Origin of the sequence: Corynebacterium sp. HMSC074E01, assembly GCF_001808885.1 — a bacterium.
In the GTDB taxonomy this organism is placed as follows: Bacteria; Actinomycetota; Actinomycetes; order Mycobacteriales; family Mycobacteriaceae; genus Corynebacterium.
Map to the genome: position 1 here is coordinate 311,009 of NZ_KV794854.1, position 13,899 is coordinate 324,907.

Annotated in this window: 10 protein-coding genes; 3 read left to right on the forward strand and 7 right to left on the reverse strand. The window is 62.9% G+C overall.

Features of this window, described 5'->3' with window-relative positions:
• Positions 1–12 precede the first annotated feature (12 nt).
• Complete coding sequence (locus tag HMPREF2537_RS10875; protein WP_070528876.1) at positions 13–456, forward strand: DUF2269 domain-containing protein; 444 nt, start codon at positions 13–15, stop codon at positions 454–456.
• 104 nt (positions 457–560) lie between these two features.
• On the opposite strand, the gene HMPREF2537_RS10880 is transcribed toward HMPREF2537_RS10875, so the two are convergent.
• The 7 genes from HMPREF2537_RS10880 to HMPREF2537_RS10910 all read right to left on the reverse strand — a co-directional run bounded on the left by HMPREF2537_RS10880 (position 561) and on the right by HMPREF2537_RS10910 (position 11,147).
• Complete coding sequence (locus tag HMPREF2537_RS10880) at positions 561–2,576, reverse strand: DEAD/DEAH box helicase (RefSeq protein WP_070528878.1); 2,016 nt, start codon at positions 2,574–2,576, stop codon at positions 561–563.
• A 368-nt stretch (positions 2,577–2,944) separates the two neighbouring features.
• A complete protein-coding gene (hutI, locus tag HMPREF2537_RS10885; RefSeq protein ID WP_070528880.1) occupies positions 2,945–4,123 on the reverse strand; it encodes an imidazolonepropionase in 1,179 nt (392 codons plus the stop codon).
• Between the two features lie 21 nt (positions 4,124–4,144).
• The gene (gene hutU / locus HMPREF2537_RS10890) at positions 4,145–5,821 is read right to left on the reverse strand and encodes a urocanate hydratase (protein WP_070528883.1); all 1,677 of its coding nucleotides are present in this window, start codon (positions 5,819–5,821) and stop codon (positions 4,145–4,147) included.
• Positions 5,822–6,135: 314 nt separating this feature from the next.
• Positions 6,136–7,035, reverse strand: coding sequence for a DUF559 domain-containing protein (locus HMPREF2537_RS10895; RefSeq protein ID WP_070528886.1), 900 nt, complete (start codon positions 7,033–7,035; stop codon positions 6,136–6,138).
• A gap of 255 nt (positions 7,036–7,290) precedes the next feature.
• Positions 7,291–8,844, reverse strand: coding sequence for a histidine ammonia-lyase (gene hutH, locus HMPREF2537_RS10900; protein ID WP_070528888.1), 1,554 nt, complete (start codon positions 8,842–8,844; stop codon positions 7,291–7,293).
• 190 nt (positions 8,845–9,034) lie between these two features.
• Positions 9,035–9,763, reverse strand: a complete 729-nt coding sequence (locus HMPREF2537_RS10905; RefSeq protein WP_070528893.1) for an IclR family transcriptional regulator — start codon at positions 9,761–9,763, stop codon at positions 9,035–9,037.
• Between the two features lie 37 nt (positions 9,764–9,800).
• Complete coding sequence (locus tag HMPREF2537_RS10910; RefSeq protein ID WP_070528896.1) at positions 9,801–11,147, reverse strand: YjiH family protein; 1,347 nt, start codon at positions 11,145–11,147, stop codon at positions 9,801–9,803.
• A 363-nt stretch (positions 11,148–11,510) separates the two neighbouring features.
• On the opposite strand from HMPREF2537_RS10910, the gene HMPREF2537_RS10915 reads away from it, so the two are divergent.
• Both HMPREF2537_RS10915 and hutG read left to right on the forward strand, forming a co-directional pair.
• Entirely contained in the window at positions 11,511–12,911 is a 1,401-nt protein-coding gene (locus tag HMPREF2537_RS10915) for an amino acid permease (RefSeq protein ID WP_070528899.1), read from the forward strand.
• Between the two features lie 2 nt (positions 12,912–12,913).
• The gene (gene hutG, locus HMPREF2537_RS10920; RefSeq protein WP_070528902.1) at positions 12,914–13,882 is read left to right on the forward strand and encodes a formimidoylglutamase; all 969 of its coding nucleotides are present in this window, start codon (positions 12,914–12,916) and stop codon (positions 13,880–13,882) included.
• Positions 13,883–13,899: the final 17 nt, after the last annotated feature.

Here is a 13,899-nt window from a genome sequence, read left to right on the forward strand (position 1 = left end):
AGCGCACTCCCCATGACAAGCTTGCTTATTTTCCTCCACGCCTTCGCCGCTATCTTGTTGGTCGGTACCGTGTGTATCTCCACCTCCGCCTTCCCTGCCCAGCTGGCAAAGGCTGGCGCCGGTGATGCTTCGGCTGCTGGTGCCGCCGGCATCCTCAACAAAATCACCTCGACCTATGGCTACATTTCCGCCATCGTTCCGGTCATCGGTCTGGCCGTTTTCCTCACTGACCTGGCCACTTACAAGTCCGAGGTCCAGTTCCACATCGCTCTGCTGCTTTCTGTCATCGCTTGGGTCATTCTGCTCGTCGTGGTTATCCCGAAGCAGAACCAAGCCATGGCTGCGATTGCGACCCCCGGCTCCGCGGATGTGGCCAAGCTGAAGAAGCAGCTGTCTATGTTCTCCGGCATCTTCAACCTGCTGTGGGTTATCTGCGCCATCCTGATGTACGTCTAAACTCTCCGGTTTAGGCCTCAACAGCGAAAACCTCCCAAGCTCTCATTGAGAGTTCGGGAGGTTTTCTCGTGCAGGATTAAGGCCGCTGCGGGGTTGAACGGAGCCTAGTCGCGCCAACCGCCGCGGCGCCCACCACGGTCGCGGCCATGTCCACCGCGGTCACGGTCGCGGTATCCCCCGCGCTCACCGCGTCCACCACGACCACGTCCGCCGTAACCACCACGGCCACGGTCGTCATCGTAGTTCCGACGCGGCGGGCGGCCGGTATCCTTCTGGATCTTGATGAGCTGTCCGGAGATGCGGGTGTCCTTCAGACGCTCCAGCACCGCCGGGTCCAGGTTCTTCGGCAGGTCCACCAAGGTGTGGCCCACCGCAATGGTGATGCGGCCGAAGTCCTTAGAGGACAAGCCACCCTCGTTGGCCAGCGCACCCACGATGGCGCCGGGGCGCACGTTCTGACGCTTGCCGACGTCCAGCCGGTACGTCTCAAAGTCCCCATCCGGGCGGCGCGGGCCACGGTCGCGGTCGCGGCCGCCGCGGTCACGGCCGCGGCCTTCACGATCGCGGTCACGCCCGCGGCCGTCGCGCTCAAAGCGATCGCGCTCGCGACGGTCCTTCTTGGATACCGGACGTTCCTTGAGCAGGAAGTCCGTCCCACCCTGCAGCTGCACAGCCAAAGCAGCGGCGATATCATCCATCGCCACGTTCTCCGCCGCGGAGTACTCACGCACCATGTCGCGGAAAAACTCGAACTGCTTGTCCTGCTGGGAGGCACCGATGGAAGCGAAGAACTTCTCCTTGCGCTTGGCGTTGACTTCATCCGCGGTCGGGAGATCCATCTCCTCCAAGCGGGCATTGGTCACGCGCTCGATGGAGCGCAGCATGCGGCGCTCACGCGGGGTGACGAACAGGATGGCCTCACCAGTGCGGCCAGCACGGCCGGTACGGCCGATGCGGTGCACGTAGGACTCGGTGTCGTTCGGGATGTCGTAGTTGACTACGTGGGTAATGCGGTCCACGTCGAGACCACGAGCAGCCACGTCGGTAGCCACCAAGATGTCCAGGCGGCCATCCTTGAGCTGATCGACGGTGCGCTCACGCTGCTGCTGGGCAATATCGCCGTTGATGGCGGCAGCGTTGTAGCCGGCCTCCTTGAGGCTATCGGCCACGTCCTCAGTCGCGTGTTTGGTGCGGCAGAAGACGATGATGGCGTCGTAGTCAATAACCTCGAGGATGCGGGTGAAGGCATCCATCTTGTGGCGGTGCGGGGTCAGCAGGAAGCGCTGCGTGATGTTGTCATTCGTGCGGCGCTCCGACTTCACAGTGATCTCAGCGGGGTTGTTGAGGTACTGCTTGGACAGGCGGCGAATCGAGTTCGGCATGGTGGCCGAGAAGAGTGCGACCTGCTTGTCTTCCGGGGTGTCCTCAAGAATGCGCTCGACGTCTTCCTGGAAGCCCATGTTGAGCATCTCGTCCGCCTCATCGAGGACGAGGAAGCGCAGCTGCGAGATGTCCAGGGAGCCCTTCTCCAGATGGTCGATAACACGGCCCGGGGTGCCCACGATGATTTGGGCGCCACGGCGCAGCCCAGAGAGCTGAATGCCATAAGCCTGGCCACCGTAGATAGGCAGAACTTCGATGCGGCCCAAGTGGTCGGCGAAGGACTGGAAAGAATCCGCAACCTGGAGGGCGAGCTCGCGCGTGGGCGCGAGGACCAAAGCCTGCGGGTAGCGGGCCTCGGTATCGATCTGGGAGAGAACCGGCAGCGCGAAGGCCGCGGTCTTACCCGTACCCGTCTGGGCCAGGCCGACGACGTCGCGGCCCTCCATGAGGATCGGGATGGTTTCTTCCTGAATTGGGGATGGCTTGGTAAAGCCCACCTTGGACACGGCTTCCTGAACGTCATCGGGAAGGCCGAGGTGTGCAAAACCCTGGGAGTTGTCGTTGGCTGAAGTTTCTTCAGCGCCGGTGTCCTCAGGGTTATTCGCAGCCCCGGTGTCCTGGTTCGACACCTGCGAAGCGTCCAATGCTTCGCCACCTTGCGAGTTTTCCTGAGATTCCGACTTATTGAATTCTTCCGGCTCGTTGACGCCGCCGGTGGCGTTATCGGTAATGCTCATTGCTCAAACCAGAGTACGGCACTGCGGTGAGATTAGCTATTTCTCCCCACGGCCTGCCGCTACCCCATGCTGCGCCCCAGTCTCCTTTGAGCCTCAGCCCGTTAAAACCCACACAGCAGCTCGTGAGGAGCACTCTGCAACCTTTGGATCAGCCCCCCAACCCCCGAATCCCAAGGCTCGGAGAAAGACCAAAGGCACCAAACTAAAGGCACCATTTGCGGCTTTCGAAAGATAAAACCCCAGGTTAAAGCATGCGGTTTCCTTCATAAGGTGCCCTTCAAAAGGTGCCTTTGCGGCTGGGTTTAGCCCTAGCACGCCCAACGCGCAGGCCACACGTAATCAACACGCGGGCCAGACGTGATCTGCGCCTACACCTCGCGGCCGCCGACAAAGGTCTTGAACGTCATCGGCATGCCCGGGCGGTAGGCCAGGTGGATAGCGCTCGGGGCATCGAGGACGTGCAGGTCCGCGGCAGCGCCGACCACCAGCGAGCCCTTGGCCGGGCGGCCCTTCGCGTCCTTACCCTCACCGACATCCTGGCGGCGCAGCGCGGTGGCACCACCCAGCGTGCCGGCGGCGATGGCCTCATCGAGAGTCAGGTGCTGCTGGAGCACGGCCGTGGTCACGCAGAAGTTCATCGAGGACGTGTACGAGGTGCCCGGGTTGAGGTTGGAAGCGATGGCGACGGTCGCGCCGGCATCAATAAGCTTGCGGCCAGGCGCCAGCGGCTCACGCGTGGACAGGTCGCAGGCCGGCAGCAGCGTGGCCACCGTCTCGGAGGAGGCCAGCGCCTCAACATCGGCATCACTGAGGTAGTTGACGTGATCCACGGAGGCCGCGCCCAACTCCACTGCGAGTGCTACGCCTGGACCCTCGCCGAGCTGGTTGCCGTGCACGCGCACGCCCAAGCCCCGGGCCTTGCCAGCCTCGAGCACGCGGCGCGACTGCTCCTCGTCGAATGCACCGCGCTCGCAGAAGACGTCAATCCACTGCACGTGCTCGGCCACGCCGTCGAGCATCGGGCCCACAACCTCGTCGAGGTAGGTTTCAGCCTCCGCCCCCGGCGGCACGAGGTGCGCGCCGAGGAAAGTCACGTCATCGACGTGGCGGGCCGCCACGCGAGCAGCCTCCACCTCGGATTCGGTATTAAGACCGTAGCCGGTCTTGGTCTCCAGGGTCGTTGTACCGCCTCGGCGGGCCGCTGTGATGCGCTCCACCAGGAGCTTTTCCAGGCGCTCCTCCCCCGCCGAGCGGGTCGCATCCATGGTCACGGCGATACCGCCGGCCTGGTAAGACTCGCCCGCCATGCGGGCTTCGAACTCGGCGGAGCGGTCACCGTCGAAGATCATGTGGGTATGGGAATCCACCCAGCCCGGCAGAACTGCGCGGCCGCCAAGGTCGACCTTCTCGTCCGCGGCCGGCGCCTCGGAGGCTGGGCCGATCCAGGCGATGGTGCCGTCGGTGTTGGCGATGAGTGAGGCGTCGGCAAGCGTGCCTGTCTCCGACACCGTGCGCAGCTCTGAGATTCCAGTAAACAGGGTGGACATGATCTTCTTTTCCTCTCTTGTCTAGTCGCGGGCCTTGAATTCCATCGGGATACGCACGCCGCGCTCGTCGGCGACTTCCTTGGCGCGAGTGTAACCGGAATCCACGTGGCGGATAACGCCCATGCCCGGGTCGTTGGTGAGCACCGCGCGCAGCTTGGCGGCGGCCAGCTCGGTGCCATCGGCGACGGTAACCTGGCCCGCGTGGATGGAGCGGCCCATGCCCACGCCACCACCGTGGTGGATGGACACCCAGGTGGCGCCGGAGGAGACTGCGGTCATAGCGTTGAGCAGCGGCCAGTCAGCCACGGCGTCGGTGCCATCGAGCATGGCCTCGGTCTCTCGGTACGGGGAGGCCACGGAGCCGGAGTCCAGATGGTCACGGCCGATGACGATCGGGGCCTTGATCTTGCCTTCCTTGACCAAGTCATTGAAGAGCAGGCCGGCCTTGTGGCGCTCGTTGTAGCCCAGCCAGCAAATACGCGCCGGCAGGCCCTCGAACTCCACGTATTCCTCGGCGGCATCAAGCCAGTTGTGCAGGTGCTCGTTGTCCGGGAAAAGCTCCTTGAGTGCCTGGTCGGTGACCTTGATGTCCTCCGGGTCGCCGGAGAGCGCTGCCCAGCGGAAGGGGCCAAGGCCCTCGCAGAAGAGCGGGCGGATGTAGGCCGGGACGAAGCCCGGGAACTCGAAGGCGCGCTGGTAGCCGGCCTTGCGGGCCTCGTCGCGGATGGAGTTGCCGTAGTCGAAGACCTCGGCGCCCTCATCCTGGAATTCCACCATGGCCTGGACCTGGGCGGCCATGGCCTCGCGAGCCTTCTTCGTGAAGGTGGTCGGGTCCGCCTTGGCCTCGTTGTGCCAATCCTCGACGGTGATTTCGGTGGGCAGGTAGCTCAGCGGGTCGTGCGCGGAGGTCTGGTCCGTAACGATATCCACGGTGAACTCACCGGCGCGCTGGCGGCGCAGCACCTCCGGGAAGACCTCGGCGGCATTGCCCACCAGACCCACGGACAGCGGCTTCTTGTTCTCCTTGGCGTCGAGCACCAGCTTGAGGGCCTCGTCGAGGTCGGTGACGACCTCATCGAGGTAGCGCTTGGACTGGCGGCGCTTCAGTCGGGTCTCGTCAACATCGACGATGAGGCAGGCGCCGCCGTTCAAAGTAACGGACAGCGGCTGCGCGCCGCCCATGCCGCCGCAACCACCAGTCAGGGTGAAGGTGCCGGCGAGCGTGTCGTTGAAGCGCTTCTTGGCCACAGCCGCGAAGGTCTCAAAAGTACCCTGCAGGATGCCCTGGGTAGCGATGTAAATCCAGGAGCCGGCCGTCATCTGGCCGTACATCATCAGGCCCTCGTCCTCGAGCTTGCGGAAGTGCTCCCAATTGGCCCAGTCACCGACCAGGTTGGAGTTGGCGATGAGCACGCGCGGCGCCCACTCGTTGGTCTTCCAAATACCCACCGGCTTGCCGGACTGCACCAGCAGCGTCTCGTCGGACTCGAGATCCTTGAGCGACTCCACGATGGCATCGAAGGCTTCCCAGCTGCGGGCAGCGCGTCCAGTGCCGCCGTAGACCACGAGATCCTCGGGGCGTTCGGCAACCTCGGGGTCAAGGTTGTTCATGAGCATGCGCAGCGGGGCTTCGGTCTGCCAAGACTTGGCGGTGATTTCGGTTCCGCGCGGGGCGCGTACTTCGCGGGGTTCAGACATGACTTCCTTTCGCTCGTGCTTTTCGACGCCCTCCCAAACCCCCAAGGCCGGTTCCCCGGGGCTGTCCCTTTTAGGGCTTGGTCAGCGTCACACCGAACAAGTTACTGTGACCCACGACCATGAACTAGCACTCTTTCGGGCCGGCTGTCTCAGATACAAGACTGTTGCACGACCAGTACTGCAGCGCCGCGCTTCCCGCCTCTACCAAACCCAAAAGTGCAGACCTGGAAGTGCATTCATGCAGCGTGCTGTCGTGAAGCGCCAAGGCAGTGCCTGACGACGACCAGCAGGTCTGCACTTCCAGGTCTGCACATCTACAAACGCGGGCCGCGCGCCAAGTGCTTCCCCACCGTCTCCTGGAAATAGTCAGGCCGCGAACTCAATTGTTCTGGGCTAAACCTCAAAACGATGTAGCCCTTATTGAGGATGGCTTGCTGGCGCCGATGCTCCGCGCGAATTACCTCTTCGGCCTCGAAGCGGTACTTGACGTTCCCGTCAATCTCAATCACGAGCCACCCATTAATAACCAGATCCGCTCGATACTTTTCAATCACATATTGCGCCTTAACCCAGCGCAACTCCGGGTAATCCGCCGCAAGAATCAAGGCACGGGCATAGGATTCCCACGGTGACTCCGCACAATTGACGCTTTCAGCAACCGCCCACCGCGCGGCGGCAACACCCTTAACTCTTCCCATAGCGCCGAGCGTCTCGTTAATCCCGAACTGACCTACATTGCGCGCCCGCACGGCATCGACGGCAACGAGCCCCTCCTCAAATCCATAGAACCGCGCAATATCAATGGCCGTGCGTTCTAGGGTTGACACGCGAATCCCGTGCACGACTGTTTCTTTACCGCGCAAATCCATGCGGCGATAACGGACAGTGGCTTTAGATTGTGGAGGTACCGAGTTCGAGGGCAACGTCGCCTCCCATTCGGTCGGCGGCACAACCAGCGGAATTCCGTGAATAAGAGCGGCGGACTTTCCCACTAATGTCGCCTTGGGCAAGGTCAACCCGAGCACGTACGCCTTCGCGGTCTCCTTCTGCCACGGCTTGAGTTCGTGCCAATGCATCATCGGCAGTACGAAGCACCACGCCAGCTTGGCCACCTTGCCAGCATGCACCTTCTTCCACCGGGGATCATCATTGGGTAGCTTGCGAAGGTCGATAAGATGTTGGTCTAAAAAGTTAAAGAGTTGTTCATTGTTCATGCACTACTCATAACCCAGCTTTGTGTGCCTCGCCACAGATAGGCTTCCGTTCTTCACCTCCCCGCACTACCTGTAATCCGGTGACCGGCCTAAAAGTGCAGACCTGGAAGTGCATTCATGCAGGTGGGCGTCGTCAAGCGCGAGGACACTGCTTTACGACGACCACGGGGCAGGTCTGCACTTCCAGGTCTGCACTTTTGGAATTAAGACGGCAAGAGAAGGCCCCATGGCACATGCCACGGGGCTGGGGCGGAGTTAGCGCAGCGTGCCGACGGCCCCCTCTACCGCATCCACCAATGCACCTTCCTTGACCAGGCGCACGGTCTCCTCAATCTCCGGGGAGAGGTAGCGGTCGGTGCCTGGCCCCTGGACGGTCTGGCGCAGCGCATCGATCACCGCGCCAGTTCCCTTGGCCGGCTTGCCCTCGCGCATATCGATGGCGCGAGCGGCGGTGAGAATTTCGATGGCGAGCACGCGCTGCAGACCGTCGACTGCCTTGCGCAGCTTGCGCGCACCCGACCAGCCCATGGAGACGTGGTCTTCCTGCATCGCCGAAGACGGGATGGAATCCGCCGAAGACGGGTTGGCCAGGCGCTTGAGTTCAGAGACGATGCCCGCCTGCGCATACTGCGCAATCATGTGGCCGGAGTCCACTCCCGGATCATCGGCCAGGAAGGCGTTGAGGCCGCGGTTGCGAGCGACGTCGAGGAAACGGTCGGTCCGGCGCTCAGAAATGGAAGCCAGGTCAGCCACAACAATGGCCAAAAAGTCCAGCGCATAGGCCACCGGCGCGCCGTGGAAGTTACCGTTGGAAACCACGCGCCCATCCTTGGCCACAACCGGGTTGTCGACGGCCGCGGCCAGCTCGCGCTCAGCCACCAAGGCGGTGTGCGCCAAAGTATCGCGGAAACCACCGGCCACCTGCGGGGCGCAGCGCACCGAATAGGCGTCCTGGACCTGCTTCTTCTTGAAGTCCTCGAGGGCGGCTGCGAGAATCTCTGAGCCTTCCGCCACCGTCAAGATATTGGCCGCGGCATCCGCCTGGCCCGGGTGCGGGCGCAGCTGCTGCAGGTCATCGGCGAAGACCACCAGGGTGCCCAGCAGGCCTTCCACGGTCATTGCGGTGGCAATGTCCGCGGTTTTGGCCAGTTCTCGCAGATCTGTAATAGCCAGGCACAGCTGGCCCAGCATGCCGTCGGTGCCGTTAATTAGCGCCAAGCCTTCCTTCTCCCGCAGCTTGAGCGGCTCAATGCCCGCAGCCGCAAGAGCTTCTGCGGCCGGGGTGATGTCGCCGCCGTCGACGCGCACCTCGCCCTCACCCAACAACGCCAGCGCGCAGTGTGCCAGCGGGGCCAAGTCGCCGGAGCAGCCCAAGGAGCCGTATTCGCGGACCACCGGGTGGATGTTGGCGTTGAGCACCGCAGCATAAGTCTGCGCCACCACCGGACGCACGCCGGTGCGGCCAGTACACAGGGTGGACAGGCGCAGCAACATGAGCGCGCGGATGACCTCTTGCTCTACCTCCGGGCCCGTGCCCGCAGCATGGGAGCGCACGAGCGAGAGCTGCAGCTGCGCGCGCATCTCCTCCGGAATATGACGGCGGGCCAGCGCGCCGAAACCAGTAGAAATGCCGTATACCGGAGTCGGGTCCTGGGCCAGCTCCTCGACGCGCTCGCGAGTGGAAGCGATTTCCGCCAGGGCATCCTCAGAAATTTCTACCTGTGCGCCATAGCGCGCTACGGCTACAACCTCTTCGATGCTCAGCGCACCGATACCCACGGTCACGGTGGAGGGATAAGAATTGGACATGCAAGGCTCCTTCGACGTCACTGCATTACCCGCACCTCACCCCTTTCAATAAGGGGTAGAAAAGGCACGCGAAAATACGTACTTGCTTTCACAAGTTTAGAAAAATAGTGATACGCGCGACAGCCTTACGCGCTGCGCTCATAGTACAACAGGTTCCCCGGCGCGCAAGCACCTCGCACACCCACGCGCACTAACGGCGCCCGTACATCCTCGCCGCAACCTGCTGCGCAGCCGCGTGTAATTTCTCCGCCACGCCCTCGGCATCAACGGTGCCCACGGGAAAGGTCACCGCCAGCGCCGCCGCGGGCCTGCCCACGTGGTCCACCACCGCCACGCCAACCGACGCCTGCCCGCGCGCCACCACCTCAATTTCTTCGGCCCAACCACGCTCGCGCACCTGGCGCAAGATGTCCTTGTATTCGCCAAAGCCTAGAGAACCAGGGAAATATGCCGCCCGCCATTCCGCTTCTGGTAGCAGCGCCAGCATGGCGCGCCCGGAGGCCGTGCGCTGGGCTTGCAGCCGCACCCCCTTCTCTGTGACCAATGACAGCGCCCCCGGCGCGCGCACCTCGTTGAGGTAGAGGATCTCCGAACCCGCCAAGCGCGACAGGTGCCCCGAGCCGCCCACGGTGCTGGCGATGCGTTCAAGGTGCCCCTGCGTTGCCTTCACGAGGGGCTGCTGCGTGGCATAGGCCGCGGCCATAGAGTAGGCGGCGAGCCCCAAACCATAGGTTTGGTTTTCCGGCAGGTGCACCACGAATCCCGCGTCCACCATCTCCTTGAGCAGGTGGTAGGTGGACGAGCGCGGCAGGTCCAGCTCACTGCGGATGCGTGCGGCGGAAATCGGCACGTCGATGGTGGACAGCAACCGCAGGATCTCCAGCGCGTTGCGCGCCGCCGGGACTCGGGAGGTACTCATGGGCCCACATTCTAATGAGACCTCATTTAAGTCCCAGCTAAATCACCAGGAAAGCAATCGGCGTCGCAATAATGATGGTGAGCACCACGCGCTCGAACCAGATGACCACGATCTGCCACAGCTTGATCGGAATCTTGGTGGCCAAGATGCACGGCACCAGCGCGGAGAAGAAGATGATGGCGGAAATCGCCACCACGCCGATAACGAACTTGAGCACCATGCTCTCAGAACCCGCCACAGCTGTCGCCGGCAGGAACATCTCCGCAATGCCCATTGCCGCGGCCTTGCCCGCCAGCTCCGGTTCTGGCAGCTGGACAAGCCACGCGAATGGATAGAACAGGTAGCCCAACCAATCGAAGAGCGGGGTGAAGTTGGCCAGCAACAAGCCAATCAGGCCCACGGACATGATGGAGGGCACAATCGCCGCCGCCATGCGCACGCCATCGCGCAGGTTCTCCCAAATGGCAGCACCCAAGGACGGCGCGCGGTCCAGCGCCAGCAGCGCCTCACGCCACGCTGCCTTAAAGAAATTGCCCTTCACTGGCTTTTCCGGATCCGCTTCCACACCATCGATGTAGTCATCAGGAATCCTGCTCAGCGGCGGAATCCACACGGTAATCGCCGTAACCAGGAAGGTCACCACGAGGGATACCGCGAAGTAGATGCCCCACATATCCATCAGGTCGAGCTGCTTGGCCACGATCACCATGAAGGCAGCTGAGACCGTCGAGAAGCCCGTCGCAATGATGGAAGCCTCACGCGCGGTGTAGCCGCCGCGCTGGTACACGCGGTCAGTAATGAGGATTCCCAACGAGTAAGAACCCACGAAGGAGGCCACCGCATCGATGGCGGAGCGCCCCGGCGTGCGCCACAGCGGGCGCATGATGGGCTGCATGAATACGCCGACGAATTCTAGGAGGCCATAGCCAATCAGAAGGCCGAGGAAGGCGCCGCCAATCGGCACGATAAGGCCTACCGGGGTGGCAATGGAATTCCACAGGAAGGGCACGATGTCCTCGTTGGCCAGCACTCCCGGCAGCGTTCCAATGACCATGAGGAAGGAGACCACCAGGCCCACCACGTTGAGCGCGGTGAAAACCGCCTGCAGTGGCCCCTCCCGCCAGTTCTTGTTCACGATGCTGCGCACCGTGCCATAAAGCGCCAGCGCCAGGATGAACCATGGCACGAAAGCCTCAGCATAGGTGCGGATGATGGTGACCATGTGGTCAAGCGGGATGGACTTCTTTCCGTCATAGCTGATGGGAAAGAAGAATACGAAAGCGCCAATAGCGCTGTAGACAAAGAGGCGCCAGATGCCCTTCTTGGAGGGGACATCGTCGTCGCTTTCGTAGAAGGCGTCAACAATTGCGTCTTCAGAGTTCATGTTCTACCTCACGGTGGTGGAAACTACACGTCACTAGCACGGCCACAACACGCTCACTTCTTGAACGCGCCAAGCAATCACAAACCAAAAAGGGCGGTTGCTTTTAAGCCATGCCCACGCGACAGCCACACGCAGGTCTTCCACATACTAGCGGCACCATAAACAAATGTCACCCACGTCACCCCCACGCAAAGAATGCGGCCCCCGCCATACACCCAATCGCACCACCCCCACCACAAAATTGACCCCACGTCTGAACTAGAGGAAAGTAACTCCCAGACCCACCCGCACCAACTACTCCCCTTAATGCGCGGTGCCAGGACCACCAAGCGCCATACAGGGGACAGAGGAGGACGCATCCCCGTGGCAGAAACCACCCCCAAGCGCCCCGGCTTGAAACACCGGCACCTGCACTTCATCGCCTTGGGCTCGGCCATCGGCACCGGCCTGTTCTATGGCTCCGCCGGCGCCATCCAAGCCGCCGGCCCCTCGGTGCTCTTGGTCTACCTTCTCGGCGGCGCCGTGGTCTACTTCCTCCTGCGCGCACTCGGTGAGATGTCCGTACACCACCCCGTCACCGGCTCCTTCGCCGAATACGCCCGCACCTTCCTAGGCCCCTGGGCCGGCTACATCACCGGCTGGATGTTCGCCTTCGAAATGGTCATCGTGGCCCTCGCGGATCTCACCGCCATCGGCGTCTACATGCAATTTTGGTTCCCCGGCTCGCCCAAGTGGGTGTGGGTCGCGGCCACACTGCTCCTTGTCGGCGGCGCCAACCTCGCCACTGTCAAGGCCTTCGGTGAGCTGGAATTCGCCTTCACCATCGTCAAGGTCGGCGCCGTCATCGCCATGATCCTAGGCGGCGTAGCCGTGCTCGTCTTCGGCCTCTCCACCGCGGAGACCACCGGCCCGGCCAACCTGGTCAACGATGGCGGCTTCTTCCCCAACGGCGTCTCCGGCATGGTCGCCTCCTTCATCTTGGTCCTCTTCGCCTTCGGCGGCACGGAGATCGTCGGCGTCGCCAGTGCGGAGGCAGAAGATCCCGCCAAGTCCGTGCCGAAGGCCGTCAACACCATCCCGGTGCGCATCCTGCTGTTCTACGTCCTAGCCATCCTGGTCATCCTCATGATCAACCCCTGGCGCAGCATCACCGGTGAGGAAAGCCCCTTCGTCCAGATCTTCTCCACCCTGGGCGTCACCTGGGCTGCGGCCGCCCTCAACATCGTCGTCATCACCGCGGCTGTTTCCGCCATTAACGCCGATCTCTTCGGCGCCGGCAACGTCCTTACCGGCCTGGCACGCCAGAACCTCGCACCAAAAGTCATGGCCAAAAAGACCCGCGGTGTGCCCGTCATGACCATGATCATCCTGCTTATCGTCATGATCATCGGCACCGCACTCAACGCGCTCATCCCGGAGAATGTCTTCGAAATCATCGCTTCCCTGGCTACCTTCGCCACCATCTACGTGTGGTTGATGATCCTCCTGGCCCACGTGGCCTCCCGCCGCCAGATGCCCACCGAAGAACGCGCCAGTCTGGAATACACCGTCCCCTTCTGGCCCTGGGGCCAATACTTCTCCATCGCCTTCATCATCTTCACTTTTGGCATCATGGTGTGGCAGGAGCAGTACCGTCCGGCACTGGCCACGGGCGTTATCTTCATCCTCCTGATGACCGCCATTTTCTACCTCACCGGCCGCCGCACCGCCGCCGCGAGCACCCCACAGGGAACAGCTCCGCAAGGAACAGACGCGAAAGGATAACCATGAACACCGTTGATGCCCCCGCCTACTCCCCTGCCCCCGAGTGGTCCGGCCGCTCCGATGGCCCGGGCCCCGAGCATGCGCGGTGGCACAGCGTGGTTCGCCCGCTGGACGTCGCCAAGCCCCAGGCAGAACCCGGCGTCGCACTCCTTGGTTTTGCCTCCGACGAGGGCGTTGAGCGCAACCATGGCCGCCCCGGCGCGGCTGCGGGCCCGGCCGCTCTGCGCGGTGCCCTGGGTTCCCTGGCGCTGCACCATACGCACCCGCTGTACGACGCCGGCACGATCACCACCCAAGGCACCGACCTGGAGGGCTCCCACGAGCGCCTCTCCGACGCAGTGGAATCACTCTCACGCGCCGGGCACCTGCCCATCATCCTCGGCGGCGGCCATGAAACTGCCTTCGGCTCTCACCGCGGCGCCTTCCGCGCCCTAGGCCCTCTGCAGATCATCAACTTGGACGCGCATTTCGATCTCCGCACCGCGGACGTGCCCACCTCCGGCACCCCGTTCAAGCAGATTGCTGACCTGGCGGGCCGCGAGGACTTCGACTATTCCGTCCTGGGAATCTCCCGCCCCAACAACACGCCGGTGCTTTTCGACGAAGCCGCCGCCCTCGGCGTCACCGTCGTCCTCGACGAGGAATTGCTCAACATGAACCGCACCCAGGTGCGCGACACCGTCGCGCGCATCTGCTCCGGCACCAAGCCCATCCACCTCTCCATCGACTTGGATGTCCTGCCTGCCGACCAAGCACCAGGTGTCTCCGCCCCCGCCGGCCTCGGCGTGCCGTTAAACACCATCCGGGAACTCGCACTCACCATCGCCGCCTCGGGACGCCTGGCGCTTGTCGACGTCGTCGAGCTCAACCCCACCTTCGACACCGACAACCACACCGCCAAGCTGGCCGCGCGGTTGATTGATGACATTGTGACGGCGCATTTTTCTGCCACCACGTCCGCGAATTCCTAGATAAGACCGGGGCCAGC